Below are 25065 nucleotides of genomic sequence, written 5' to 3'. Positions count from 1 at the left end.
TCCTCCGCGCTCAGCCCTCGTGCGGAGCGTAGAGGGCCGCCGTCGACTTCGGGCTGAGCAGCGCGCCGATGCCGACCAGGCCGAGCAGGCCGACACCCGCCCCGACGGCGGTCATCGCGCCGCCGCTCTGCCACATGTAGTAGGCCACCGGCAGGCAGATCGAGTTGGTCAGCACGGCCGGGCTGCGGCCCCAGCGGCGGCCCTGGAGCAGCGCCCGGGCGGCGAGCAGCGGCAGCACGCCGAGCAGCACGATCACCAGGCCGCCGAACTCGTTCAGGGCGAGCTGCTTGGACTGGCCGGACAGCGCGGCGACCATGTCCCAGACGCCGACGACGGCGAGCGCGGCACCCGCGACGGCCGTGATGGCGGCGCCCAGGGTGAGGGCGGTGGGACGGCCGGCACCGGGCGCGGGTACGGGTGCGGAGGATTCTGCGGTCACTCCAGCAGGGTAGCCGCCGGGAGGTCCGTACCGACCCGTAGGCTGAGCACATGCGCGCTCTCCTGGTCGTCAACCCGAAAGCGACCACCACCAGCGGCCGCACCAGGGACGTCCTGATCCACGCCCTGCGCAGCGACCTCAAGCTGGAGGTGGCGCAGACCCAGTACCGGGGCCACGCGCGCGACCTGGCCCGCGAGGCGGTGGAGGACGGCGCGGTCGACCTGGTGGTGGCCCTGGGCGGCGACGGCACCGTCAACGAGGCGGTCAACGGCCTGCTCTCGCACGGCCCGGGTGAGAAGGTCCCCCGGCTGGCCGTGGTCCCGGGCGGTTCGACCAATGTGTTCGCCCGCGCGCTGGGACTGCCGAACGACCCGGTGGAGGCGACCGGCGCGCTGCTGAACGCCCTGGAGGGCCGGCGGGAGCGACCGATCGGTCTGGGCAAGGCGATGACCGAGGGACTGCCGGACCGCTGGTTCACCTTCACGGCCGGTCTCGGCTTCGACGCCGGCGTGGTCGGCCGGGTCGAGGAACAGCGCCGGGCGGGGCGCAAGTCCACCCACGCGCTCTATGTCACGCAGGCGCTCCGCCACTTCGTCACCCAGCGTGAGCAGCGCAGATCGGGGCCCGTCTCCCTGGAAATGGCGGGCCTGGGGCCGGTGCCCGGCCTGGCGCTGGCCATAGTCAGCAACACCTCTCCCTGGACGTTCCTGGGTAACCGCCCGGTCTATCCCTCGCCGCTGGCCTCCTTCGACGCGGACCTCGACGTCTTCGGCATCACCCGGATGACAGCGTTCGGCACCGCTCGAACGGTCCGTCAGATCCTGCGGTCGCACGGGCCTTCGAGCGATGGCGCCCCGTCGTCGGGGCCCTCCGGGAAGCATGTCGTCTCCTATCACGACGTCCGTCACTTCACCTTGGTTTCGGAGGAACCGGCCCCGTTCCAGGTCGACGGGGACCACCTTGGGTCCAGGAGTCGCGTCAGTTTCACAGGCGTACGGCGGGCACTGCGTGTGATTGTGTGACTAGAAGGGCCCTTCCCCCTTCTTCTCGAACGCACAAGCCCCCTTCACTCCATAGAAGTACTGGCTGTGAGCTAGGCGACACCGAAGAATCAAAAATTCCTCCCTGAAGGGGGTTGTATCCGGGCCCGAGGTTTGCGAACCTCTACATGGCGATCGGGACACATCGCAGCGACGGCAACCTCAGAACCTGTTGGGTGCCGACCGCGGGGTGTCCCTCGAATCGCCGAATCCCTCCCCAGCACAGACCTCCCGGGCCCGATGGGCCTTTGGTCTCTTTTGCTGTCGCGGGATTCGTGAAAGCGTTCACATTCACAAAGACCATCGATGTGCCGTGCGGGTGACCCCCGTCGGCAGGAGGAGTTGGACGACCATGGACTGGCGCCACCGCGCTGTCTGCCGCGAAGAGGACCCGGAGCTGTTCTTCCCGATCGGGAACACCGGTCCTGCTCTGCTGCAGATCGAGGAAGCCAAGGCCGTGTGCCGCCGCTGTCCGGTCATGGAGCAGTGCCTCCAGTGGGCCCTTGAGACCGGCCAGGACGCCGGCGTCTGGGGCGGCATGAGTGAGGACGAGCGTCGCGCGATGAAGCGTCGCGCCGCCCGCAACCGCGCCCGCACTGCCTGACCCGCACCGCCTGATCACACGCCGTAGTACCAGCAGTAACCACCGCACCGATCAACACATGATCAAAGGCTTCGCCTGCACTTCCTGGTGAAGCCTTCCGCACAAAGGACCTTGCCCGAAGAGGTCCCGCGACACTTGCCCGCCCAGCCACTTGATACTGTTCACTTAGAGCAATATTGTGGAGCTGTGGCGCTCACCGTGTGCAACGCACCGGCGAGTGGCGCGCCAATAGAGCCCCCGTTCCGGCCGACTCCCCCCGACGGCCGGAACGGGTTGAGAGGCCCTGTCGACCCACCCCCCCCCGGTCGACAGGGCCTCGTTTTTGTCTTCTGCCTTCTGCCTTCTGCCCTCGCCTGCCGTCGCCCGCCTTGGGCGCCCGCGCACCGCGCACGGTGCCGGCCTGGACGGTGGTGAAGGAGCGGGCCACCGGCGCCCGCCCCGGCCGCACGCTCCCCCCGCACTTCGGTGCGACTCAGCGCACCGGGATCTCCAGCACCACCTTGGTACCGCCGTTCGGACCCGCCACCATGTCGAAGGTGCCGCCCAGCTCCCCGGTGGCCAGCGTCCGGACGATCTGCAGCCCGAGATTGCCCGCCTGCTGCGGGTCGAAGCCCTCCGGCATGCCCTTGCCGTCGTCCTGCACGGTGATCAGCAGGTACTCCTCCGGCCGCGCCCCGCCGTTCCAACTGTCCGACCAGCCCATCCCGGTGGCCGGCGCCCGGCCGCGCAGCGCGCTGACCTCCAGGCTGCCGGAGGCGCTCGGCCCGAAGGCGTGCTCCAGCGCGTTCTGCAACAGCTCGGTGAGCACCATCGCGAGCGGTGTGGCCACCTCGGCCGACAGGATGCCGAAACTGCCGCTGCGCCGGGTCGTCACCCGGCCGTCCTGGGACAGCTCCACCACCATGGCCAGCACCCGGTCGGCGATCTCGTCGAAGGCCACCTTCTCGTCCAGCGCCTGGGAGAGCGTCTCGTGCACGATCGCGATCGAGCCGACCCGGCGCACCGCCTCGTCCAGGGCGGCCCGGCCGGCCTCCGAGTCCATCCGGCGGGACTGCAGGCGCAGCAGCGCGGCGACCGTCTGCAGGTTGTTCTTCACCCGGTGGTGGATCTCCCGGATGGTGGCGTCCTTGGTCATCAGCTCGCGGTCCCGGCGGCGCAGCTCGGTGACGTCGCGGCAGAGCACCAGTGAGCCCGTCAGGGTGCCCTTGGGCTTGAGCGGGATGGCCCGCAGGGTGACCACGCCGCCCTGGACCTCCACCTCGGTCTGCCGGGGCGCCCAGCCGCTCGCCAGTTTGACCAGCGCCTCGTGCACGGCCGCCCGGGAGGGCGGCACCAGCTCGGCGGTCGCCCGGCCCAGGTGGCTGCCGACGAGGTCGGCGGTGAGGCCGAGCCGGTGGTACGCGGAGAGCGCGTTGGGGCTGGCGTAGGTGACGATGCCGTCCGCGTCGAGGCGGATCAGGCCGTCCCCGACCCGGGGCGCGGCGTCCATGTCGGCCTGTTCGACCCCGTGGTACGGGAAGGTGCCGGCGGCGATCATCTGGGCCAGGTCGGAGGCGCTCTGCAGATAGGTGAGTTCCAGCCGGCTGGGGGTGCGGACGGTCAGCAGGTTGGTGTTGCGGGCGATCACCCCGAGCACCTTGCCCTCGCGCCGCACCGGGATGGACTCGACCCGGACCGGCACCTCCTCGCGCCACTCCGGGTCGCCCTCGCGCACGATCCGGCCCTCGTCGTAGGCGGCGTCCAGCAGCGGGCGGCGGCCGCGCGGGACGAGGTGGCCGACCATGTCGTCCTGGTAGGAGGTCGGGCCGGTGTTGGGCCGCATCTGGGCGACCGAGACGTACCGGATGCCGTCCCAGGTGGGGATCCACAGGACCAGGTCGGCGAAGGACAGGTCGGAGAGCAGCTGCCACTCCGAGACCAGCATGTGCAGCCACTCCACATCGGCACCGGTCAGGGTGGTGTGGCGGCGGACGAGTTCGTTCAGCGAGGGCACAGGGCGAGCGTAGCCCGAGGGGTGCGCGGACGGCCCGGGCGCTCCCCCGGCCGGCGGGTGCCGCGAGCTCTCCCCCAGGTTGTCCAGACCAATTTTCGGACCGGCCTGGACAAGCCAGATTGGTCTAGTCCACAATGAAAGGGCACCAAGGAGAGACCCACCGCGCAACTGCCCTGACCGCGCGAGGTCTCTTCTCGGTCGGACGCCGCCGAGCGAGGACCCCGCACAGTTCTCGGTCTTACACGGCGCCCGACGACAGCTCCGGGCTGCGGTGCCGCATGGGTTGAGGGTCCCGTGTCGGCGCCGTGGCCCGTAGTGCTTTCCAGGCCCGGGCTGCGGTGCCATGGGCCCCTCGCCCCCAACCTCCGGTCGGGAGGTGCCCCCAGCCCGCTGGCGGGCAAGGAGGGAGGGTTGAGGGTCCCGTGTCGGCGCCGTGGCCCGTAGTGCTTTCCGGACCCGTTCCGCCCCGCGGGCGGAGGCCGAAACGCCGAGACCCCCGTCCACAGGCTGTGGACGGGGGTCTCGGCGTTGTCGCGTCAGTGGGTCTCGGTGACCTTGGCCAGGGCGCGCGGGGCGTCCGGGTCCTGACCGCGGGCGATGGTGACCTCGTAGGCGAGCAGCTGCAGCGGCAGGATCTCCAGGATCGGCTGCACCTCCTCGGGCACGCCGGCCGGCAGCGCGAAGCCCGCCGAGGCGGACTCGACCTGCGCCTGCTGGCCCACCACGACCAGGTCCGCGCCACGGCCGCGCAGGCGGTCCAGCACCGGCTGCAGGGCCTCGCCGCCCTTGCCGTCCGGGACGATCGCGATCACCGGGGAGACGTTGTCGACCATGGCCAGCGGGCCGTGCAGCAGGTCGGCGCCGGAGAACGGGGAGGCCGGGATGTAGGTGGTCTCCATGAGCTTCAGCGCCGCCTCGCGGGCGGTCGGGTAGCCGTAGCCGCGCGAGGTGATGACCAGGCGCTGGGCGAAGCGGTAGCGCTCGGCCAGGGCCTTGACCTCGTCCTGGCGGGCCAGGATCGCGGTGGCCAGCTCCGGCAGGTCCTTGGCGGCCGCGCCGTCGCCGCCGCGCAGGCCCTCGATCAGCAGGTAGAGGGCGAGCAGCTCGGCGGTGTACGTCTTGGTGGCCGGCAGCGCCTTCTCCGGGCCCGCCAGCACGTCGATGTGGAACTCGGACACCTCGGCCAGCGGCGAGCCCGGGTTGTTGGTGACGGCGAGCGTGATGGCCCCGGCCTCGCGGGCCGCCTTGGTGGAGGCGACCAGGTCGGGCGAGCCGCCCGACTGGCTGACCGTGATCACCAGCACGTCGGTGAGGTCCGGCTGGGCCCCGTACGCGGTGGTGGTGGACATCGAGGTGAGACCGGCCGGCTTGCCCAGCAGGATCTCGATCAGGTACTTGGCGTACAGCGCCGCGTTGTCCGAGGTGCCGCGCGCGGTCAGCAGGACGAAGCGCGGCTTGCGGGCGGCGATCTGCCCGGCGATCTCGAAGATCTTGGGGGCGCCCTCGTCGAGGATGCGCTGCAGGACGGCCGGCTGCTCGGCCATCTCCGCCGCCATGATCCGGCCAGGGACGGTCTGCGGGTCGGACATCGTGGGGTGCCTCCGATGAGATGGTTCCACCCCGCCCGGGCGGGAATGCCCGGCGGGGACCTCTACGGCGGCGAGTCCGCACACTCGCTCCGGTGTTTGCTGCGGCAATCCTACGGGGGCGGCCCGGCTGCGGCACATCCGAGGACGGGGTCGCGCCGGGTCCGGCGGCCGCCGGGGGTGCCGTGACGTGGGCGGAGCCCCTCCCGGCGGTGCGGGGAGGGGCTCCGGATCCGGGACGGCTCCGCTCAGCCGGCCTTGTTGATCAGCTGGTCGATGGCGGCGTCCGCCTCCTTGGCGGCCTGGTCCACCGGCTTGCCCTTGAGGATCGCGGTCAGCATGTCCGGCAGGATCTTCTGCTTCTCCACCAGCCCCCAGCCGGGGGCCAGCGGGGTGAACCAGGCGTCCGGCACCGCGTTGGCCGCGGCGGCGGTGGCGGGCTTGCTCTTCAGCGGGTTCAGCTGGGTGAGGTTGTTCGGCAGGATGTCCTTGTCGGCGAGCGCCTGCTCGGACTTGGTGCTGGTGAACATCCGGACCCAGTCGGTGGCCAGGGCCGCGGCGGGCGACTTGGCGGTGACGGCGAGCGCCGAGCCGCCGATGAACGTCGGCAGCGGCTTGCCGCCCGGGCCGGGCATCGTGGCCACCTTGACCGCGTCCTTGAGGCTCGGGTCCCCGGTGACCGGCGCGGCGACGCTGGCGGCCTCGTAGCCGTTGCCGTAGAAGGCCGCCGCGTGGCCGCGGGCCATCGCCTCGTACTGGTTCTGCTCGTTGAGCGTCAGATCGCCCTTGTTGTACTTGCGCACCAGGTCGACGAAGTGGGTGATGCCCTGCTGCGACTTGGGGTCGCTGAGGGTGCCGTGCCAGTTGCCGCTGCTGTCGAAACGGGCGATGGCGCCGCCGTACGCGGAGACGTAGCTCATCGCGGCGTACCAGTACGGGCCGGGCAGGTAGAGCGGGGAGTACGTCTTGTCGGCCTTGTTCTTGTCGGCGATCCGGTCCAGGGCCGTGCGCAGCTCGTCCTCGGTCTTCGGGAAGTCGGCGCTGCCGGTGGCCTGCTGGAGCGCGGCCCCGTTGTAGATCGCGACCCGGGCGCCCGCGTAGTAGGGCACGCACCAGAGCTTGTCCTGGTAGGTGCAGGTGTTGGCGAGCGCCTTGATCCAGCTGTCCGCGTTGTCGAAGGTGTTCCGTTCGACCGGTGCCAGCTGGCCGGAGAGCACGTACTTCATGGTCTCGGTGTTGCCGAGCTCGACCACGTCCGGGGCGGTGCCGTCGGCGATCGCCCTGTCGAGCTTGGCGACCTTGTCGGCCCAGCCCTGGTAGGCGAGCCGCAGGGTGACCTTCGGGTACTTGGCCGCGAACTCGTCGTTGACCCGCTGGACGAGGTCGGGCCAGCTCTTCTGGGCGTCGTCCATCAGCCAGACCGTGACGGTGCCGGTGGCGGACTGCGGGTCGGCCGAGGCCGACTTGGCGCCGTTGGAGCCCGAACCGCCCGACGAACAGGCCGTCAGACCCGCGGCCAGCGCCATGATGCCGACCGACGCCATGAACCGACGCTTTCCCACGCCATCCTCCGAGGTGTTTGAGCTGTGCCCGCCGGCAGCGTGCTGGCTGCCCGACGGGACGGTGTCCGGGGAGGGCGGCGAAGAGCTTCGGGGTGGGCCGATACCACATCCGGGGAAATTGAAATTCGAACCGGATGGACTGGAGCCTGGCCTAGACCACTGCTGGTGTCAACGCCAAATGACCTGGCAGGAACGGCCGTTGCAGACCTGTTGTACCCCGTGGGCGATCAGTTGCGCGACAGTCACCCTAAGTAGAACTTAAGGGTGCCTTAAGGAGGATTTGAGGGAACACCGTCAGGTCGACCGAACCGGCAGGTCAACCGGTACGCGGCGGTCCGGAAAACGCCGACGGCCCGCCATGCGGCATGCGCATGGCGGGCCCGTCCGCGGGGTGCCTCCCGGCCCCCGGTGTCACGGTCCGGCGGGGTGTCAGCCGACCGCCCCCGGCTGCCCGGTGAGCACCTCGACGGCGGCCAGGCCGCAGACCCGGGCCGCGCCGTGGGTGGCGATGTGCAGCGCGCCGACCGGCTCGGACTGCGGCAGGCCCATCTCGACCACCGCGGCGTCCGGCCGGGCCGCCACCAGGCGGGCCAGCGCGGCCGACATCCACTCGTGCCGGTGGGCGTCCCGGACCACCAGCACCAGGCGGCGGCCGGCGGCGTCGGCCAGCACCTCGGCCACCACCGCGTCCAGTACCTGCGCCGCGGCGGCCTCCGGGCCGACCTCACGGGTCCGGGTGCCCGGGAAGCGGTCGGCCAGCATGCCGGCCACGCCCCACGGGGTGACGTCACCGACGGCGATGTTGGGCTCGGCGGAGAACGAGGCCACGAACGGGCGCTCGGTCACCGGCAGGACCTCCCGGCCCGGGGCCCGGACCACCCGCAGCGCCCGGCGGGCCGCGCGCAGGCCGACCGCGAGGTCGGCCTCCGGCCGCTCGCCCTGGGCCGCGATCCGGCCCCAGCTGCCCAGCGCGCGCACCCGGTCGGCCGCGTCGGCGAGCCGCTCCTCCGGGAGCCGGCCGGACTGCACGCCCGCCACGATGGCGTCCCGCAGCATCAGCACGGTGGCCTCGTCGGCCAGACCGCCGCCCACGCAGATGGCGTCCGCGCCGGCCGCCAGGGCCAGCACGGTGCCGTCGCCCATGCCGAAGGTGTCGGCGATGGCGCCCATCTCGATCGCGTCGCTGACGATCAGGCCCTGGTAACCCAGGCCGCCGTCCTGCGGGGCCGCGCGCAGCAGGTCGCGCAGCACGGTGGGGCTGAGCGTGGCGGGCAGCTTCGGGTCGAGCGCCGGGATCATGATGTGGGCCGTCATCACGGCCTTGGTCCCGGCGGCGATGGCGGCCTGGAACGGCACCAGGTCGCGGGCGCGCAGCACGTCCAGGTCGACGTCGATGACCGGCAGACCGTGGTGCGAGTCGACGGCGGTGTCGCCGTGGCCCGGGAAGTGCTTGGAGCAGGCCGCGACGCCGGCCGACTGCAGGCCCTCGACCCAGGCGGCGGTGTGGCGGGCGCAGAGCTCCGGGTCGGCGCCGAAGGAGCGGACGCCGATCACCGGGTTGCGCGGATTGGAGTTGACGTCGGCGGTGGGCGCCCAGTTGTAGTTCACCCCGGCCGCGGCCAGGGCCCGGCCCAGCTCACGGGCGACGTCGCGGGTCAGCGCCGGGTCGTCGATGGCGCCGAGGGCGAGGTTGCCCGGCCAGGACGAGCCGGAGCCCGCCTCCAGCCGGGTGACGTCGCCGGACTCCTCGTCGATGGCGATCAGCAGATCGGGGTTCTCGGCCCGCAGCGCGGCGGTGAGGGCGGCCAGCTGGCCGAGGTCGGCCACGTTGCGGTCGAACAGGGCGACCGAGCCCAGGCCGGCCGCGAGGTGCCGACGCAACCACTCCGGCGGCTCGGTGCCGACGAAGCCGGGCTGGAGGACGGTCAGCGCGTCACGGTGCAACTGGTCGGAGGCCGGGAGGGTGGGTACGAGGATGCTCACGATGGGATCAGCCCTTCACGGCGCCGTCGGTGAGGCCACCGACCGCCTTGCGCTGCAGGAAGACGAACAGGATCAGCACCGGGAGGGCGAACAGCGTCGACGCCGCCATGGTGGCGCCCCAGTCGTTGCCGAAGGCGGTCTGGAACGAGGACAGCCACAGCGGCAGGGTCTGGCCGTCGGTCTTGTTGATGATCAGGACCAGCGGGAACTCGTTCCAGGCCGTGATGAAGCCGAACAGCGAGGTGGACATCAGGCCCGGCGCCAGCAGCGGGAAGATCACCTTCACGAACGCCTGGGTGCGGGTGCAGCCGTCCACCATGGCCGACTCCTCCAGCTCCTTCGGGACCGCCGCGATGAAGCCGCGCAGGGTCCAGATGGTGAAGGGCAGCACCATCATCATGTAGAAGGCGGTGAGCGGGACGAGGCTGTTCAGCATCTCGTTGTCGCGGGAGATCAGGTAGACCGCGATGGTCATGACCTCCCAGGGCGCCATCTGCGCCGCCATGATGACCAGGACGAAGGTCTTGCGGCCGCGGAAGCGCATCCGGGCGATGGCGAAGGCCGCCAGGGTGGCGATCACCAGCGAGATGGCCACCGCGAGCACGGTGACGATGAAGCTGTTGGCGGTGTACGTCCAGAACTTCGGCACGTTGACCGCGGTCCTGAAGTGCTCCAGGGTCGCGTTGAACGGCACGAACACCGGCGTCTTGCTGACGATGTCCTTGGACGGCTTGAAGGCCGTGCTGATCATCCAGTAGACGGGGAACGCGAAGAAGACGAAGAGGACCGCCGCGACGACGTTGGGCCAGGTGCGTCCGATGAGCGAGCGCCTCACAGCTCGTCCTCCTGCTTCAGAATGATCCGGAAGTAGTACGCCATCAGGACGCCCAGGATCAGGATGGTGAGCACCGCGATCGCGGCACCGGTGCCGTAGTGCTGGCGGCCGGAGCCCTCCAGGAAGGCGTGGATCGGCAGGGTGCGGGTGAGCCCGTCGGGGCCACCGGCCTTGATCGCGTAGATCTGGGTGAACGCCTTGAAGATCCAGATGACCTCAAGGAAGGTCGTGGCCAGGAAGAACGGCTTGAGGTTGGGGAACATCACCGCGGTGAAGATCTTCACCGGCCCCGCCCCGTCCATCCGGGCCGCCTCGTAGAGCTCCTTGGGGATGGTGGTCAGCGCCGCGTACATGTTGAACGCCACGAACGGGATCGAGCCCCAGACCAGCAGCAGGAGGATCACGAAGAAGGTCGAGTACTGGCTGCCGGTCCAGTTGTAGGTGGCCATCGAGTGCCAGCCCAGCGAGTCCAGGACCCAGTTGACGACACCGAACCTGGTCTCGAACAGCCAGGTGTAGACGGTGGTCGAGGCGACCACCGGCATCGCCCAGGCGAACAGCAGGCCGATCGACAGCAGCAGCCGCATCTTCTTGCCGAGCCGGTTGAGCAGCAGGCCGACCAGCGCGCCGCCGACCATGATCAGGAAGACGTTCAGCGCGGTGAAGGCGACCGAGCGGCCGGTGACGGCCCAGAACTGGGCGTCACCCAGCTGCTCGGTGTAGTTCTCGAAGCCGTTCCACTCGGTCAGGTGCTGGACGAGCTGGCGCGCGTTCAGGTTCTGGAACGAGACCAGGACGGTCTTCAGCAGGGGCCAGCCCAGCAGCGCCAGGGTGGCCACGGTGGCCGGCAGGAGCAGCAGATAGGGCGCGAACCGGGAACCGATCCCCGGGCCGTCCGATGGTCTGGCACTCTTCTTCGCGGTGCCGGCGCCGCCACCGCGGACGGCGCTCTTCTCAATACTGGCCACAGCAGCCTTCCCTGACTCCGGGGACTGTGTCTGCACCCGCTCCGAATGCACAGCCATCGTTCTCTCTTCCTGACTTCCCGACCACGACGGACAGGCGCCGCCCACCGGCCCCCCGCCGGGGGCCGGTGAGCGACGCCGCTCGACTGCTACTGCTTGGCGTTGAGACGCTTGGCGATCTCGTCGTCCGCCTTCTTGGCCGCGGCGGCGTAGTCGCCGGTCAGGGCAGCGGTCAGGAACTCCTTGATCGGGTTCGGGTCGTTCTCGACGCTCGCCCAGTTCGGCGTGGTCGGGGTGATGCCACCGACGACCGCGGCCAGCTTGGCGGCGGACGCGAAGTCGCCGACGACCTTGTCGTTCAGCGCCGTCTTGTTCGGGATGAGACCCGAGGCGGCGACGATGCCCTCGTTCTTGTCGTTGAGGGCGACCTTCAGGAAGTCCTTGGCCATGTCGGTGTTCTTGCTGGCCGAGGCGACGGCCAGGTTCGAGCCGCCGAGGAAGGCGCCGGAGGGCTTGTCGGCGGTCTTGCCCGGGAGCGGGAAGAAGCCGATCTTGTCCTTGGCCATGGCCTTCTCGTCCGGGAGCTCCCAGCCGAGGCCGATCATCGCGCCGACGTCACCCTTGCCGAAGACGTCCTTCTGCTGCGGCTTGGCCTCGTCCTTGTCCTTGGCACCCGTGACCGAGTAGCCCTGGAGCTTCTTGTAGACGTCGAAAGCCTTCTGCGCCTCGGGGGTCGACAGACCGCCGGTCCACTTGTCGCCGTCCTTCTTCGCCAGCTTGCCGCCCTCGCTGGTGAGGAGACCGAAGTAGACGTACCACTCCTGGCCCGGCATGTAGATCGGGTCGGCGACGCCCTCGGTGGTCTTGAGCTTCTCCAGCGAGGTGTAGAACTCGTCCAGCGTCTTCGGGATGCTCAGACCGGCCTTGGTCCAGAGGTCCTTGTTGTAGGAGACGACGCGGTTGGTGACGTACCACGGGGCGGCGTACTGCTTGCCGTCCAGGATCGCCGACTCGCTCTGGTTGGCGGCCCAGTCGGCACCGCCGATCGCGGCCTTGTCCTTGGTGATGTCCAGCAGACCACCGGTGGCGGCGTAGCCCGCCGTCTGGGTGTTGCCGACCTCGAGGACGTCGACGGAGCCCTCGGAGAGAGCGGCGGTGACCTTCGGGCCGATGCCGGTCCACTCCTGGGTCTGGAAGTCGACCTTGGAGCCCGGGTAGGTGGACTCGAACTCGGTCTTCACCGAGTCCTCCCAGCCCTTGGGGGCCGAGCCGGTCATCAGCCACACCTTGAGCGTCTTGCCGTTGTAGTCCTTCTTGCCGCTGGCCGCGGTGGACGAGCCGGACGCGGAGTTGCTGCCGCTGTCGTCCTTCTTGGCGTCCGAGCCACAGGCCGCGAGACCAACAACCATGGCCGCGACGCCGACCGCCGCGATGAGCTGACGCTTCACGCCATCCTCCTGAGGGATGCCTGGTTACCCCCGTCGGGTGGCAGCGGCATACCCACACGAGGTGGGAGGAATGGTGCCGCGGACCCCAGCGAACGGGTGGGGGGATTCATAGTTACCGGCCTAGTGGTGTAGACCAGATGCCTGGAGCTTGGCCTAGACCAATGGGCCTGTCAACGGCTGTTCGACCGATCAGGACCACCCGTTATCAAGCCGACACCGCACATCGTTCATCGCGTGATGAGGTATTCGTTCCGTAGCCATACATGCAACGATGTGAGCCGTTAATGAAGTGGCGAGGCTCCCCAGGAGCCCCGCGAGAAGCGGGAGACAGGTCCGATGAGCAGCGACGGGGGCAGCACGGCCCAGGTCAACGACCCCCAGGTGAAGAATCTCGCCGCCCAGGGCGGCACGGACCCGGCCGCCAGGGTGCCGAAGTACTACGGCCTCAAGCGCCACCTGCTGCAGCTCACCGAGACCCAGCCCGCCGGCACCCCGGTACCGCCCGAACGGGCACTGGCGGCGCAGTTCGACACCTCGCGCACCACCGTCCGGCAGGCCCTCCAGGAGCTCGTCGTGGAGGGACGGCTGGAGCGCATCCAGGGCAAGGGCACCTTCGTCGCCAAGCCCAAGGTGGCCCAGGCCCTCCAGCTGACCTCCTACACCGAGGACATGCGGGCCCAGGGTCTGGAACCCACCTCCCGGCTGATCGAGATCGGCTACATCTCGGCCGACGACCGACTGGCCCCGCTGCTGGACATCAAGCCCGGCGGCCGGGTGCTGCGGATCGAGCGCCTGCGGCTGGCCAACGGCGACCCGATGGCGATCGAGGTGGCCCACCTGTCCGCCAAGCGCTTCCCGGCCCTGCGCCGCAATCTGGCCAAGCACAACTCCCTCTACACGGCCCTGCGCGAGGTCTACGGGGTGACCGTGGCCGAGGCCGAGGAGACCATCGAGACCACGCTGGCCGACCCGCGCGAGGCGGGGCTGCTCGGCTCCGACCTCGGCCTGCCGATGCTCCAGCTGTCCCGGCACTCCTTCGACGCCGAGGGCGACCCGGTCGAGTGGGTCCGCTCGATCTACCGGGGCGACCGCTACAAGTTCATCACCCGCCTCCAGCGGCCCGAGCCGGCGTAGCGAACGCCCGGCAGCACCACCCCCGCGGCTCCCGCACCACCCTCCACCGCTTCCGGGCCCCGGCGCACGCGCCGGGGCCCGTGGTGCGTCCGGGGCGCGCGGACAGGTCCGGATGGCGGGAATATGCGCCGATCCGGTGACATGGATCACCCGATGCTCTAGATTCCGCATCCATACTGACTGCCGATCACCAGTGGTGCTGCTCGGCGGGCCACGGGGCCGTGCGGTTCCCCGGGGCTGCGGCGCCGGCGAGGTGAGACCCTCCGGAGCGGAGCCGAACCATGTCGTCAGATCTCGACACCGACCGACCTGTCATGCCCGAGCCAGAAGAACCCCCGGGCCACGCCCTGCCGGCGGTGACCCCCGAGCGGGTGCTGGCCGCGCTCGCCCTGCTGGTGCCGATCGTCGCGATGCTCTGGGTGGGCTCGTACGACAAGGCCGACCCCGAGGTGGGCGGTGTCCCCTTCTTCTACTGGTACCAGTTGCTCTGGGTGCCGGCCTCGGCCGTCTTCACGGTCGCGGCCTACCTGCTGATCAACCGGGACGAGAAGGCCCGCCGGGCCGCCCGCGCCGGGACGGCGGGTGAGGTCCGGTGAACGGGGTCAACGTGCCCGCGCTGACGGTCTTCGTCCTCTTCTTCCTGCTGGTCACCGTGATGGGCTTCCTGGCCTCCCGGTGGCGGCGGGCCGACAACGCCCACCACCTGGACGAATGGGGCCTGGGCGGACGCAGCTTCGGGACCTGGGTCACCTGGTTCCTGCTCGGCGGGGACCTCTACACCGCCTACACCTTCGTGGCCGTGCCCGCCGCGGTCTACGCCACCGGCGCGGCCGGCTTCTTCGCCGTCCCCTACACGATCATCGCCTACCCGCTGGTCTTCCTCTTCCTCCCCCGGCTCTGGTCGGTCTCCCGGGTGCACGGCTACGTGACCCCCGCCGACTTCGTGCGCGGGCGCTACGGCTCCCGGCCGCTGTCGCTGATGGTCGCGCTGACCGGCATCCTCGCCACCATGCCGTACATCGCGCTCCAGCTGGTCGGCATCCAGGCGGTGCTGGACGTACTGGGCGTCGGCGGCGGCGAGAACGCGAGCTGGTTCGTCAAGGACCTGCCGCTGTTCATCGCCTTCGGGGTGCTCGCCGCGTACACCTACTCCTCCGGGCTGCGCGCGCCGGCGCTGATCGCCTTCGTCAAGGACGCCCTCATCTATGTGGTGATCATCGTCGCGGTGATCTACATCCCGATCCGGCTCGGCGGCTACGGCCACATCTTCGACACCGTCGGGGAGAAGTTCGCCGCGCCCAAGTCCGGCGGCTCGCTCACCGTGCCCGAGAACAAACAGTGGACGTACGCGACGCTGGCGCTCGGCTCGGCGATGGCCCTGTTCATGTACCCGCACTCGGTCACCGGCGTGCTGGCCAGCAAGTCCCGCAACACCGTGCGCCGGAACATGGCGATCATGCCCGCGTACTCGCTGATGCTCGGCCTGCTGGCGCTGCTCGGCTTCATGGCGATCGCGGCCGGCGTCGGCAAGGGCGACAAGGGCTTCAACACCCAGCTCTCGGTGCCGCAGCTGTTCGAGAACATGTTCCCCGACTGGTTCACCGGCGTCGCCTTCGCCGCGATCGGGATCGGCGCGCTGGTGCCGGCCGCGATCATGTCCATCGCGGCCGCGAACCTGTTCACCCGCAACGTCTACAAGGAGTTCCTGAAGCCGACCGCCACCCCCGCCGACGAGACCCGGGTCGCCAAGCTGGTCTCGCTGCTGGTCAAGGTCGGCGCGCTGGTCTTCGTGCTCGGCATGGACAAGCAGGCCGCGATCAACCTCCAGCTGCTCGGCGGCCTGTGGATCCTGCAGACCTTCGTCTCCATCGTCGGCGGCCTGTTCACCCGCTGGTTCCACCACTGGGCGCTGCTCGCCGGCTGGGCGGCCGGCATGGTCTACGGCACCTGGCAGGCGTACGGGATCGCCAGCCCGAAGACCAAGCACTTCGGCGGGAACGCGGCCGAGATCCCCGGCATCGGCGAGTTCGGCTACATCGGACTCACCGCCTTCGTCCTCAACCTGCTGGTCGCGGTGGTGCTGACGCTGGTCCTGCGCGCCGTCAAGGCGCCCGACGGGCCGGACGAGACCCGGCCGGGCGACTACAGCGCCGAGAGCGGCGACCGGGAGCCGAAGAACGCGCCGGAGCCCGTGACAGCGCACTGATCCGTGCCGTGCGCGCCCTGTGTTCGCGCCGTCCCCTCCGTCAACCTGGAGGGGACGGCGCGATCATATGTATGAACGGCCGCAGGATTTGGGCACCACACCAGGGCAGCAACCAGACCGGACCGACAGCAGGCCGGCAACTGATCGACCCACGGGGAGCGGCGGCAATGGCAGAACTCGGCACCACCCTCAACGGCCAGCACCACCACACCGACGGACGGCACCGGACGGCCGCCCCGCACCGGCCCGCCGGCGCCACCGCGGCCCCCGGCCTCTCCTCCGTCCCCTCCGTCCTGATCGCCACCCGCCACGGCGAGTCCACCGCCAACGTCGAGTTCCAGCACGCCGAGGCGGCCGGCGCGCTCAGCGTCCCGATCAGCTGCCGGGACGCGGACATCCCGCTCTCGATGCGCGGCCAGCAGCAGGCCCAGGCCCTCGGCCGCTGGTGGGCCGGGCTGCCCAGCGCCGACCGGCCGCGCAGCGTCTGGTGCTCGCCGTACGTGCGCACCGCCGAGACCGCCCGGATCGCGCTCGCCCAGGCGGCCGGCCTCGGCGCCGTCCCGGTCGCGCTGGCCGTCCGCTACGACGAGCGGCTGCGCGACCGCGAGCTCGGCGTCCTGGAGATGCTCCCCCGGGCCGCCATCGAGGCCGAGCACCCCGGGGAGGCGGCCCGGCGGCGGAAGATGGGCGAGCTGTACTACCGCCCGCCCGGCGGCGAGTCCTGGGCCGACGTGGCCCTGCGCGTGCGCAGCGTGCTGCGGGACATCTGCGCCGAGGACGCCGGGCGGCCGGTGCTGCTGATCGCGCACGACTGCACGGTGCTCATGCTCCGTTACGCGCTGGACCGGCTCTCCGAGGAGCAGCTGACCGCGCTGGAGCCGGTGCGCAACTGCTCCACCAGCCTCTGGCGCGCCGAGACCGGGCGGCTGCGGCCGGAGCACTGGAACGACACCGGGCACCTGGAGCCGACGGACTGAGACGGGCACGGCGGCCCGGTGCTCCCGGGAGCACCGGGCCGCCGGACTCCCGCGGAGTCCTCAGACCCGGACGGCGACCCTGGTGGCGGGCTCGGCGAAACAGCGCCGGTAGGCCAGCGGCGTGGTGCCCAGCCGACGGCCGAAGTGGTGCCGCAGGGTGGCCGCGTTGCCGAAGCCGCAGCGGGCGGCGATCGCGTCCACCGGCTCGCTGGTCGACTCCAGCAGCCGCTGGGCGAACAGCAGCCGCTGCCCGGTCAGCCACCGGTGCGGGGTGGTGCCGGTCTCCTGGTGGAAGCGCCGGGCGAAGGTGCGCGGCGACATGTGGACCCGGGCGGCCAGCTGCTCGACGGTCGACTCCTCGTCCAGGTGGTGGCGCATCCAGTCGAGCAGCGGGGCCAGCGAGTCACCGTCCCCCTCCGGCAGCGGGCGGCAGACGAACTGCGCCTGCCCGCCCTCCCGGTGCGGCGCCACCACCATCCGGCGGGCGATGCCCCGGGCCACCTCGGCGCCCTGCAGCCGGCGGACCAGGTGCAGACAGGCGTCGATGCCGGCCGCCGTGCCGGCCGAGGTGATCACCGGATCGTCGTCCACGTACAGGACGTCCGGCTCGACCGTGGTCCGCGGGTACCGGGCGGCCAGTTCGGCGCTGTACCGCCAGTGCGTGGTGGAGCGGCGGCCGTCCAGCAGTCCGGCGGCGCCGAGCACGAACGCGCCGCTGCAGATGGACAGCACCCGGGCGCCGCGGGCGTGGGCCGCCCGCAGCGCCTCCAGCAGCGGCTCCGGGTACTCCCGGCTGATGGTGGTGGCCGTGACCACCACCAGGTCGGCGGTGGCGAGCCGCTCGGGGCCGTGCGGGACGTCGATGGTGAAGCCGGCGTGGGTGCGGTGCGGGCCGGGGCGGGCGCCGGCGATCGCGAAGTCGTAGCCGGGCAGCCCGTCCCCGGTCCGGTCGAGGCCGAACACTTCGCAGGCCACTCCGAGTTCGAAGGGGTGGACCTCTTCCATCACGACCGCGACCACGTTGCTGAGCATGCCGCCAGGGTAGCCCCGGGGTGGCAGTTTTTCGATGCATTCGGGCATTCCTGCCACTCGTCCGGCGCCGACGCCGACGGCAGAGTGGAGACATGGATTCCGACACGCTCGCCAGCGCACTCGCCCTGCTCGGGACGGTCGGCGGATTCGGCCTGCTCGGCGCCCTGATCGGACGCGAGGTGGCCGCGCAGAAGGCCACCGGACGCGACAACTGGCACCGTCAGGGCGGCTATCCCGTCGACCCCGCCCTGCCCGACCGGCTCCACGGCACCATGCCCGCCGCCTCGCTCCGCCCGTCCGCCGACCCCGCCACCGCCACCGCTCCCGTCGCCGTCACCTCCCCCACCGGCGCCGAAGCCGGACCCCCGCTCACCGCCCTCCCCGGCGGCTCCGGCAGACTGGTCGGATGGACATCGTCATCCGCCCGGCCCGATCCGAGGAGTTCGAGGAAGCCGGCCGCATAACCGTCGACGCCTTCGTCGACGGCGGCTTCACCGCCCCCGGCAGCGACTACGTCCACCGGCTGCGCGACACGGCCCGGCGGGCGGCGGAGGCCGAACTCCTGGTCGCGGTCGACACGGCCGCCGGCACCGTGCTCGGCTGCGTCACCTTCGCCGTCGGCGGCACGACCTGGGCGGACATCGCCACCCCCGAGGAGGGCGAGATCCGGATGCTGGCCACCGCGGCGGCCGCCCGCGGGCGCGGCGTCGGCGAGGCCCTGGTGCGTGCCGCGCTCGCCCGCAGCCGCGAACTCGGTCTGGCCGGCATGGCGTTCTCCACCCAGCGGGAGATGACCACCGCCCACCGGATCTACGAGCGGGTCGGCTTCGGCCGCGCCCCGGAGCGGGACTGGTCCCCGGTGCCGGGTGTCGATCTGATGGTCTACAGCATGGTCTTCTGAGTGGCCGTCCGGCGCCGACCGGCCGACTTCCGCGGCCGGGGTTGCGATCCACCATCGGGTATGACGATCGGATTTGGGCGCTGCTAGGATCCGCCGCATGACGACGGGGAACACGCCGGCTGGCTGGTACGACGATCCTTCCGGCCAGCCCAGTACGGAACGCTGGTGGGACGGTTCCGCGTGGAGCGGCCGCACCCGCCCGAAGTCGGCGGCCGACGCCGCGACGGTGGGTTCCGGGACCGGCGGCGCCGCCGGTCAGGGCACGCCGGGCGCGTTCGGTCCCGCTCCCTCCGTCGCCGCGACGCCCACGGTGATCGCGCCCGCCGCCGGACCGGCCGCGCCGAAGCCGCCGTTCACGCCGACCTCCGTCGTGTTCGAGACCGTCGAGCCCAACACCGGCCGCCGCAAGGTGCTGCTGGCCATCGGCGCCGTCCTGCTCTCCGTGGTCATGGCCGGTGCCGGCTACGTCGTCGGCAACCGGAGCGCCGACAAGGCGACCACCGCCACCCCGAAGGCCGGCGGCACCGCGACCACCACCGCCGACCCCAAGAGCCCCAACGGCTTCATGGGCGCCACCCTGACCGGCGGCCAGGACTTCCCCGGCGGGAAGCCGGTGACCGGCCAGGAGTCGAGGATGAACTTCCAGCTGCCGGCCGACTGGCAGGTCCAGAGCGACGCCAAGAACCCCACCGACGTGCGCTACGCGGTCTCCCCGTACGCCTGCGTCGGCCACGGCACCGGCGCCTGCACCCGGGGTCTGGTGGTCCAGAACCTCCGGGTCTTCAACGGCGGCTGGGCCGACCCGAAGTCCATGGTCCTCGGCATGGGACAGCTGCTGTACAACACCCGCTTCGGCTCCGACGCGCCCACGCCGCCCGAGCCGCTGAAGCAGTCCGCCGTCAAGATCCAGGGCATGGACGGCTACTTGGCGCTCTGGCACGTGCCGATGTCCAGCGGCTCCTCGACCCCCGACGCCTACTGCGGCGTCCTGGAGGTCACCCCGGCCGCCGGCGCCACCACCGTGCCGGTGCTGCAGATCTGCCTCGACCAGGCCACCGAGGCCCCGGCGCTGACGCTGATGGACCAGATAGCCAACTCGGTGAAGATCACCCCCTGATCCGGAATCATCCGGACGAACAGATTCCGTACGTTCTCCCCGCCCCCCGGTGACCCGTCACCGGGGGGTGCCCTTATGCTCACTAGCGGCCACCGGAGCCCGCCGCCCACACGGCGGGCACCACGAAGCACCGGCCAGGACGAGGACAACCACAGCCGCCCCGGAGTCACGAGGCGGCCCACAACGGGGGATTGGGCTGGTGGACGCCACCGACGAACGGACGACGCCCACCGGCGGCCGGCGCGGAAGAGGACGCCACAGCAGACTCCTCCCCGAGGCCCCGCACGAGCGGCGCGCGACCCGCAGCCAGTCCCGCAACGCCTCGGCGCGGCGGAACTACCTGGCCTGCGCCGAGGCCACCGGCCCCCTGCGGGACGGCGAGGGCGTCGACACCGTCCGCTACCGCGCCGTCTCCTCACTCGGCGTCAAGGTCGTCCTGACCCTGCTGGTCGCCCTGAACGCGGTGGCCGGCCTGGTGTTCGTCGGCTGGCTGCTGCTGCCCTCGCACATACCCGGGCCGGGCGTCGGCTGGTCCCCGGACTGGCGGATCAACCTCGCCCGGATCTGCTTCTGCGCCGTGGTCACCGTCGAACTGGTGCGGCTCGTCCAGAACCTCGCGGTCTGGGTGTTCGCCTTCCGCGCCAAGGACCCGATACCCGTCACCGCCCGGCCCGGCCTCAAGGTCGCCGTCCTCACCACGATCGTGCCGTCCAAGGAGCCGATCGAGATCGTCGAGCAGACCCTCGCGGCGATGCTGGAGATCGAGTACGACGGCGAGGTCGACGTCTGGATCCTCGACGAGGGCGACGACGACCGGGTGAAGGCGATGGCCGCCCGGCTCGGCGTGCACCACTTCAGCCGCAAGGGCCGCCCCGAGTACAACCGGACCGAGGGCGAGTTCCGGGCGAGAACCAAGTCCGGCAACCACAACTCCTGGCGGGCCGAGCACGAGCACAAGTACGACGTGGTGGCCCAGATGGACCCGGACCACGTGCCGCTGACCTGCTTCCTGGAACGCACCCTCGGTTACTTCCGCGACCCCGACACCGCCTTCGTGGTCGCCCCCCAGGTGTACGGGAACATGTACGACAACTGGGTCGCGCACGGCGCCTCCGTGCAGCAGTACCTCTTCTCCGGCCTGGTCGAGCGCGGCGGCAACGGCATGGACGCCCCGCTGCTGATCGGCACCAACCACCTGTACCGACCCGCCGCCTGGCAGCAGATCGGCGGCTACCAGGACTCGATCATCGAGGACCACCTGACCAGCATGCGGGTGCAGGCCACCGAGAACCCGGCCACCGGACGCCGCTGGAAGGGCGTCTACACCCCCGACGTCCTGGCCGTGGGCGAGGGCCCGACCTCCTGGACCGACTACTTCAACCAGCAGAAGCGCTGGGCGTTCGGCATCTGGGAGATCCTGCTCAAGACCCGGCTGCGCAAGGGCATCCGGCTGCGGACGCGGCAGCGGGTGCTCTACGGGCTGGTCCAGTTCTACTACCCGAGCGTGGCCGTGACCACCGTCCTCGGCAGCCTCGCCACCGCCGTCTACCTGGCCTGCGGGATCACCTCGATCCAGCTCGACACCGTGCTCTGGAGCTCGCTCTGGGGCGCCAGCATGGGCAGCTGGTTCCTGCTCTGGCTCTGGCTGCGGCGCTTCAACCTGGCCGCCCACGAGCGGCGCGAGATCGGCATGGCCGGCATGGGCCTGGCCCTGTTCGCCGGACCGGTGTACCTCGCGGCCGCGATCGCCGCGCTGCTGCGCCGCCCGCTGGCCTACGCGGTGACCGCCAAGGGCGACCTGCGCAGCGCCGAGAAGCTGTCGACCTTCCGGCTGCACCTGCTCTGGGCCACCGTCGCGGCCGGGCTGCTGGCCGCGAGTTTCACCCTGCACCACGGCATCTGGCTGCTGCGGTTCTGGGCCGGCCTCAGCATGTTCACCGGCATCGCGCCGCCGGTCATCTCCTTCGTCAGCGCGCGCCGGATCGCCCGGGCCGAGCGCCGGGCCGGCATCGGACTGCCCGCCCAACGCCGTCCGGACGACGACGAGGGCGCCGACGAAGCCGAGGACCTGGACCGGAGCGAGCCCGGGGCCACCGGCCCGGACCAGGACGGCACAGCCGCGGGCGGTCCCGGGACGGGCCCCGAGCGGGAACTCGCGGAACTGCTGGAGCCGGCCCCGGCCGGCGGCGGCCGGAAGGGCGGCCGCTGATGCTGCGGATCACCGTGCCCCGGATCGTCGGCCTGCTCGCGCTCGCGCTGCTGGCCACCTACGCCTTCGTACTGGCACCCCAGTACAACGCCCGCAACGCGCCCGCGCCGTACGTCTTCGCCGGCACGGCGCCGACCGCGATGCCGGACTGGCTGGTCGCCGCCCTGGCCGCGCCGGCCCCGGCCGCCACCACTCCCGCCGGCGCCACCACCCCCGCCGACGCACCCGGTGACACTCCCGCCCCGACGCCCGCCCCGACCGGCGGCGAGACCACGGGCAGCCCCGCTCCGGCCCCCGCCGAAGCGGCCCCGGCCCCGTTCCCGGCGCCCGGCGGCGCCTTCATGGGCCTCATGACCAAGGCCGGCCCCTACGACCTCGACCCGGTCGAGGAGTTCGCCACCGCCGTGAAGCACCGGCCGAACGTGCTGGAGTTCTCCGTCGGCTGGTGGGACAAGCGGTTCGACCGCCGGGTCTTCGACACCGTGGCCGAGCGCGGCATCATGCCGATGGTGGCCTGGGAGCCCTGGGACTTCCACAAGGAGTCCAAGGTCGACAAGCTCCGCGGCGAACAGCCCGACTACGCGCTGAGCCGGATCATCGGCGGGGAGTTCGACTCCTACATCAAGCAGTGGGCGGAGGGCGTCAAGAGCCTCGGCTACCCGGTCGCCCTGCGCTTCGCCCACGAGATGAACGGCTACTGGTACCCGTGGGCCGAGCAGGCCAACGGCAACCGCCGCGGCCAGTACGTGCAGGCGTGGAAGCACGTCCACGACCTCTTCCGGCAGGCCGGCGCCGACAAGGTGGTCTGGGTGTGGAGCCCGAACATCGACTACGAGAACGCCACCCCGCTGGACTCGCTCTACCCCGGTGACGACTACGTCGACTGGATCGGCCTGTCCGGTTACTACGGCACCGTCGGCCTGGAGAAGTACGCCTCCTTCGAGCAGATCTTCGAACCGACGCTGAAGAAGCTGCGGACGTTCAGCCCCAAGCCCGTGGTGATCACCGAGACCGCCGCCACCGACAGTTCCGGCCAGAAGGCCCGCTGGATCACCGAGATGTTCGAGCAGCTGCCCCGGCACCCGGACATCATCGGCCTGATCTGGTACGAGGCCGTCAAGGAGGTCGACTGGCGGGTCACCGCCTCCGCCGCCTCCGCCGCCGCGTACGCCGCCGGGGTCTCCGCGCCCCGGTACGCCGGGCAGTGGACCGTGCGCTCGCAGCCGCTGCTCACCGTGCCGCCGCCCGTCCCACCGGCCACACCGCCCGCCGCCACGCCCTCGGCCCCGGCGACGCCCCCGCCGAGCGCCAGGCCGACCGGCACCCGGCCGACCGGGACGACCGCCCCGACCCGGAAGCCGACCAGCACCAAGCCGCGCAGTTCGCCGTCGGCCGGATAGCCCGACCGACCGGCCGCCGGCCCACGCCGGGACCGCGGGACCGCCCGCCCGCGGGAGGCCGCAGGAGGCCGCCGGGTCACCGGCAGGCCCGCACACCGAACACCAGTACCCCGATGGGAGGCGAAGAGCATGGTCCGCCCGTTCCTGCCCGGCCCCGGGCGTCCCCGGCCGCGCGCCTGGTGGTGGATCGCGCCCACCGCCCTCCTGGTGCTCTGCCTGTGCGCCGTGCTGATCCCGCGCGAGAGCGCCCCCTCGACCGCCGCCGTCGCCCCGCCCCCGCCGCCGCTGAGCTCGGCCGAACCGGGCGAGCTGTGCTCCAGCGCGCAGAACCGCTACCCCTCGCAGCCGGTGGACTCCGGGCACTACGTCATCAACCCCAACGAGTGGAACGCCACCGGCGGCCTGTGCGTACGCGGCGGCAACGACAGCACCGCCTTCACCGTCACCCGCAGCGCCGTCGCCCGCGGCAACCTCACCGACCCGGCCCGCGGCCCCGGCGCCTACCCCCACATCAGCACCCCGCTCGGCGGCGACGGCGTCAGCCCGCTGCCGATCGCCGTCGACAACCTGCGGTACGCGACCAGCACCTGGCGCACCACCCAGGTGGACGGCGGCGTCTGGAACGCCTCCTACGACCTCTGGTACAGCACCGCCCGAGGCAGCTGCTCGTTCACCGAGAGCGCCGAAGTGATGATCTGGCTGCGCGGCAACGGCACCTCGCCGTTCGGCAAGCAGTCCGGCGAGCTGCGCAGCGGCGGCCAGTCCTACCGGGTGTACGAGGCGCCGAAGAAGAGCAGCCACACCCTGATCACCTACGAGGCGGCCTCCGCCACCAACGTCGTCACCGGCCTCGACCTGCGCGCCTTCACCCGCGACGCGGTCCAGCGCGGCTACGTCCCGGCCGGCTCGTTCCTGTGCGCCGTCCAGGCCGGCTTCGAGATCTGGGAGGGCGGCGCGGGCCTCGGCACCGACACGTTCTCGTTCGAGGTCGCCGCGGGCCGCCCCAGCGGCGCGGTCACCTCCGCGGTGCCCGGCTACTGCCTGGACAGCCGGGTGGCCGGCGACCCGGCCGCGGTCGGCGCCGCGACCTGCGACGGCTCCCCGGCGCAGAGCTGGACCATGGGCGAGGACGGCTCGGTCGGCCAGTCCGGACGCTGTCTGGAGGACCCGGACATCGGGTTCCCGGTCCTCACCGGCTGCTCCCGCAGACCCGACCAGAAATGGCGCGCCACCGACGGCGGGCAGCTGCAGAACGAGGACTCCGGGAAGTGCCTGGAGAACCCGGCGACCGGCCCCACGGGCACCGGAACCGGCTCGCAGGTGCGGATGCGGCTGTGCGCCGCCAAGCCCGCCCAGGAGTGGCACGAGCCGGTCTGAGGGGCGCCGAAAGCCCCCGCAGCCTATCGCACCCGACCCGCGACACGCAGCCTCGCGACACTACATGTGGGGCTTCGTCGGACGAGCGCCACTAGATGTATGCTCACTCCTGCTGTCGAAGCAGGGGAACCCGGTGTGAATCCGGGACTGCCCCGCAGCGGTGTGCGGCCGCCTCCCCAGGAGGCCCGCGAGTCCGAGTACCTGCCGACGGCGTGCCGGCGCCTCCCCGCAGAGGCCATGCGCACCAGCACCATTTC

At 71.4% G+C, this 25065-nt stretch carries 21 protein-coding genes and 1 riboswitch; of the genes, 12 read left to right on the top strand and 9 right to left on the bottom strand.

Translation table 11 applies throughout. The features are described from left to right. Nucleotides 1-10: 10 nt before the first annotated feature. Complete coding sequence (locus ACIQ9P_RS13770) at nucleotides 11-439, bottom strand: hypothetical protein (protein ID WP_402354588.1); 429 nt, start codon at nucleotides 437-439, stop codon at nucleotides 11-13. Between the two features lie 50 nt (nucleotides 440-489). Here ACIQ9P_RS13770 and ACIQ9P_RS13765 point away from each other — a divergent pair, with 50 nt between their 5' ends. Both ACIQ9P_RS13765 and ACIQ9P_RS13760 read left to right on the top strand, forming a co-directional pair. Next, complete coding sequence (locus tag ACIQ9P_RS13765; RefSeq protein WP_402354586.1) at nucleotides 490-1461, top strand: diacylglycerol/lipid kinase family protein; 972 nt, start codon at nucleotides 490-492, stop codon at nucleotides 1459-1461. Nucleotides 1462-1831: 370 nt separating this feature from the next. Then, nucleotides 1832-2083, top strand: a complete 252-nt coding sequence (locus tag ACIQ9P_RS13760; RefSeq protein ID WP_014138019.1) for a WhiB family transcriptional regulator — start codon at nucleotides 1832-1834, stop codon at nucleotides 2081-2083. 472 nt (nucleotides 2084-2555) lie between these two features. On the opposite strand, the gene ACIQ9P_RS13755 is transcribed toward ACIQ9P_RS13760, so the two are convergent. The 7 genes from ACIQ9P_RS13755 to ACIQ9P_RS13725 form a co-directional block, all read right to left on the bottom strand. Further along, nucleotides 2556-4076, bottom strand: coding sequence for a sensor histidine kinase (locus tag ACIQ9P_RS13755; RefSeq protein WP_402354584.1), 1521 nt, complete (start codon nucleotides 4074-4076; stop codon nucleotides 2556-2558). A gap of 536 nt (nucleotides 4077-4612) precedes the next feature. Next, nucleotides 4613-5665: an SIS domain-containing protein gene (locus tag ACIQ9P_RS13750; protein ID WP_402354582.1), complete on the bottom strand. Its 1053-nt coding sequence runs from the start codon at nucleotides 5663-5665 to the stop codon at nucleotides 4613-4615. Nucleotides 5666-5910: 245 nt separating this feature from the next. Beyond that, nucleotides 5911-7206 (bottom strand): extracellular solute-binding protein, encoded by a 1296-nt coding sequence (locus ACIQ9P_RS13745; protein ID WP_402354963.1) that lies wholly within the window; start codon nucleotides 7204-7206, stop codon nucleotides 5911-5913. Between the two features lie 447 nt (nucleotides 7207-7653). Then, entirely contained in the window at nucleotides 7654-9207 is a 1554-nt protein-coding gene (locus ACIQ9P_RS13740; protein WP_402354580.1) for a glycoside hydrolase family 3 protein, read from the bottom strand. Between the two features lie 7 nt (nucleotides 9208-9214). Next, the gene (locus ACIQ9P_RS13735; protein WP_402354578.1) at nucleotides 9215-10042 is read right to left on the bottom strand and encodes a carbohydrate ABC transporter permease; all 828 of its coding nucleotides are present in this window, start codon (nucleotides 10040-10042) and stop codon (nucleotides 9215-9217) included. Further along, nucleotides 10039-11067 (bottom strand): carbohydrate ABC transporter permease, encoded by a 1029-nt coding sequence (locus ACIQ9P_RS13730; protein ID WP_402354576.1) that lies wholly within the window; start codon nucleotides 11065-11067, stop codon nucleotides 10039-10041. The genes ACIQ9P_RS13735 and ACIQ9P_RS13730 overlap by 4 nt, the downstream gene beginning before the upstream one ends. Nucleotides 11068-11156: 89 nt before the next feature. Next, the gene (locus tag ACIQ9P_RS13725; protein WP_402354574.1) at nucleotides 11157-12455 is read right to left on the bottom strand and encodes an extracellular solute-binding protein; all 1299 of its coding nucleotides are present in this window, start codon (nucleotides 12453-12455) and stop codon (nucleotides 11157-11159) included. Nucleotides 12456-12791: 336 nt separating this feature from the next. Here ACIQ9P_RS13725 and ACIQ9P_RS13720 point away from each other — a divergent pair, with 336 nt between their 5' ends. The 4 genes from ACIQ9P_RS13720 (at nucleotide 12792) to ACIQ9P_RS13705 (ending at nucleotide 16772) form a co-directional block, all read left to right on the top strand. Continuing rightward, nucleotides 12792-13589, top strand: a complete 798-nt coding sequence (locus ACIQ9P_RS13720; protein ID WP_402354572.1) for a GntR family transcriptional regulator — start codon at nucleotides 12792-12794, stop codon at nucleotides 13587-13589. Nucleotides 13590-13903: 314 nt separating this feature from the next. Continuing rightward, nucleotides 13904-14185 carry a DUF3311 domain-containing protein gene (locus ACIQ9P_RS13715; protein ID WP_402354570.1) on the top strand — a complete coding sequence of 94 codons (282 nt, stop codon included), beginning with the start codon at nucleotides 13904-13906 and terminating at the stop codon, nucleotides 14183-14185. Continuing rightward, nucleotides 14182-15795, top strand: a complete 1614-nt coding sequence (gene mctP, locus ACIQ9P_RS13710; RefSeq protein WP_402354568.1) for a monocarboxylate uptake permease MctP — start codon at nucleotides 14182-14184, stop codon at nucleotides 15793-15795. The genes ACIQ9P_RS13715 and mctP overlap by 4 nt, the downstream gene beginning before the upstream one ends. A gap of 167 nt (nucleotides 15796-15962) precedes the next feature. Next, complete coding sequence (locus ACIQ9P_RS13705) at nucleotides 15963-16772, top strand: histidine phosphatase family protein (RefSeq protein ID WP_402354566.1); 810 nt, start codon at nucleotides 15963-15965, stop codon at nucleotides 16770-16772. A 60-nt stretch (nucleotides 16773-16832) separates the two neighbouring features. On the opposite strand, the gene ACIQ9P_RS13700 is transcribed toward ACIQ9P_RS13705, so the two are convergent. After that, nucleotides 16833-17804 (bottom strand): helix-turn-helix domain-containing protein, encoded by a 972-nt coding sequence (locus tag ACIQ9P_RS13700; RefSeq protein WP_402354564.1) that lies wholly within the window; start codon nucleotides 17802-17804, stop codon nucleotides 16833-16835. A 92-nt stretch (nucleotides 17805-17896) separates the two neighbouring features. Between ACIQ9P_RS13700 and ACIQ9P_RS13695 the strand changes: the two genes are divergently transcribed. The 6 genes from ACIQ9P_RS13695 (at nucleotide 17897) to ACIQ9P_RS13670 (ending at nucleotide 24808) form a co-directional block, all read left to right on the top strand. Beyond that, a complete protein-coding gene (locus ACIQ9P_RS13695; RefSeq protein WP_402354562.1) occupies nucleotides 17897-18268 on the top strand; it encodes a hypothetical protein in 372 nt (123 codons plus the stop codon). Next, on the top strand, nucleotides 18211-18705 hold the full coding sequence (locus ACIQ9P_RS13690) for a GNAT family N-acetyltransferase (RefSeq protein WP_402354560.1): 495 nt from the start codon (nucleotides 18211-18213) through the stop codon (nucleotides 18703-18705). The genes ACIQ9P_RS13695 and ACIQ9P_RS13690 overlap by 58 nt, the downstream gene beginning before the upstream one ends. A 97-nt stretch (nucleotides 18706-18802) precedes the next feature. Beyond that, a complete protein-coding gene (locus ACIQ9P_RS13685; protein WP_402354558.1) occupies nucleotides 18803-19822 on the top strand; it encodes a DUF2510 domain-containing protein in 1020 nt (339 codons plus the stop codon). 199 nt (nucleotides 19823-20021) lie between these two features. Next, nucleotides 20022-22031 (top strand): glycosyltransferase family 2 protein, encoded by a 2010-nt coding sequence (locus ACIQ9P_RS13680; RefSeq protein WP_402354556.1) that lies wholly within the window; start codon nucleotides 20022-20024, stop codon nucleotides 22029-22031. Further along, a complete protein-coding gene (locus ACIQ9P_RS13675; RefSeq protein WP_402354554.1) occupies nucleotides 22031-23431 on the top strand; it encodes a glycoside hydrolase family 26 protein in 1401 nt (466 codons plus the stop codon). Before ACIQ9P_RS13680 ends, ACIQ9P_RS13675 begins: the two co-directional genes overlap by 1 nt. Before the next feature lie 129 nt (nucleotides 23432-23560). Further along, complete coding sequence (locus ACIQ9P_RS13670; RefSeq protein ID WP_402354552.1) at nucleotides 23561-24808, top strand: ricin-type beta-trefoil lectin domain protein; 1248 nt, start codon at nucleotides 23561-23563, stop codon at nucleotides 24806-24808. 61 nt (nucleotides 24809-24869) lie between these two features. Next, nucleotides 24870-25032, top strand: a riboswitch (cobalamin riboswitch). The last annotated feature ends 33 nt before the right edge of the window (nucleotides 25033-25065 follow it).

It is taken from the genome of Kitasatospora sp. NPDC094019, assembly GCF_044764505.1.
Classification (GTDB): Bacteria; Actinomycetota; Actinomycetes; order Streptomycetales; family Streptomycetaceae; genus Kitasatospora.
Note: the sequence above shows the minus strand (reverse complement) of the source record. Positions and strands in the feature narration are given on the sequence as shown.

What these genes read in the sequence shown, in the direction of transcription:
- ACIQ9P_RS13690 (WP_402354560.1), top strand. Translation starts at nt 18,211, where the DNA reads ATGGACATCGTCATCCGCCCGGCCCGATCCGAGGAGTTCGAGGAAGCC.
- ACIQ9P_RS13730 (WP_402354576.1), bottom strand. Translation starts at nt 11,067, where the DNA reads ATGGCTGTGCATTCGGAGCGGGTGCAGACACAGTCCCCGGAGTCAGGG.
- ACIQ9P_RS13760 (WP_014138019.1), top strand. Translation starts at nt 1,832, where the DNA reads ATGGACTGGCGCCACCGCGCTGTCTGCCGCGAAGAGGACCCGGAGCTG.
- ACIQ9P_RS13720 (WP_402354572.1), top strand. Translation starts at nt 12,792, where the DNA reads ATGAGCAGCGACGGGGGCAGCACGGCCCAGGTCAACGACCCCCAGGTG.
- ACIQ9P_RS13695 (WP_402354562.1), top strand. Translation starts at nt 17,897, where the DNA reads ATGGATTCCGACACGCTCGCCAGCGCACTCGCCCTGCTCGGGACGGTC.
- ACIQ9P_RS13700 (WP_402354564.1), bottom strand. Translation starts at nt 17,804, where the DNA reads ATGCTCAGCAACGTGGTCGCGGTCGTGATGGAAGAGGTCCACCCCTTC.
- ACIQ9P_RS13685 (WP_402354558.1), top strand. Translation starts at nt 18,803, where the DNA reads ATGACGACGGGGAACACGCCGGCTGGCTGGTACGACGATCCTTCCGGC.
- ACIQ9P_RS13675 (WP_402354554.1), top strand. Translation starts at nt 22,031, where the DNA reads ATGCTGCGGATCACCGTGCCCCGGATCGTCGGCCTGCTCGCGCTCGCG.
- ACIQ9P_RS13765 (WP_402354586.1), top strand. Translation starts at nt 490, where the DNA reads ATGCGCGCTCTCCTGGTCGTCAACCCGAAAGCGACCACCACCAGCGGC.
- ACIQ9P_RS13745 (WP_402354963.1), bottom strand. Translation starts at nt 7,206, where the DNA reads ATGGCGTCGGTCGGCATCATGGCGCTGGCCGCGGGTCTGACGGCCTGT.
- ACIQ9P_RS13670 (WP_402354552.1), top strand. Translation starts at nt 23,561, where the DNA reads ATGGTCCGCCCGTTCCTGCCCGGCCCCGGGCGTCCCCGGCCGCGCGCC.
- ACIQ9P_RS13715 (WP_402354570.1), top strand. Translation starts at nt 13,904, where the DNA reads ATGCCCGAGCCAGAAGAACCCCCGGGCCACGCCCTGCCGGCGGTGACC.
- ACIQ9P_RS13750 (WP_402354582.1), bottom strand. Translation starts at nt 5,665, where the DNA reads ATGTCCGACCCGCAGACCGTCCCTGGCCGGATCATGGCGGCGGAGATG.
- ACIQ9P_RS13705 (WP_402354566.1), top strand. Translation starts at nt 15,963, where the DNA reads ATGGCAGAACTCGGCACCACCCTCAACGGCCAGCACCACCACACCGAC.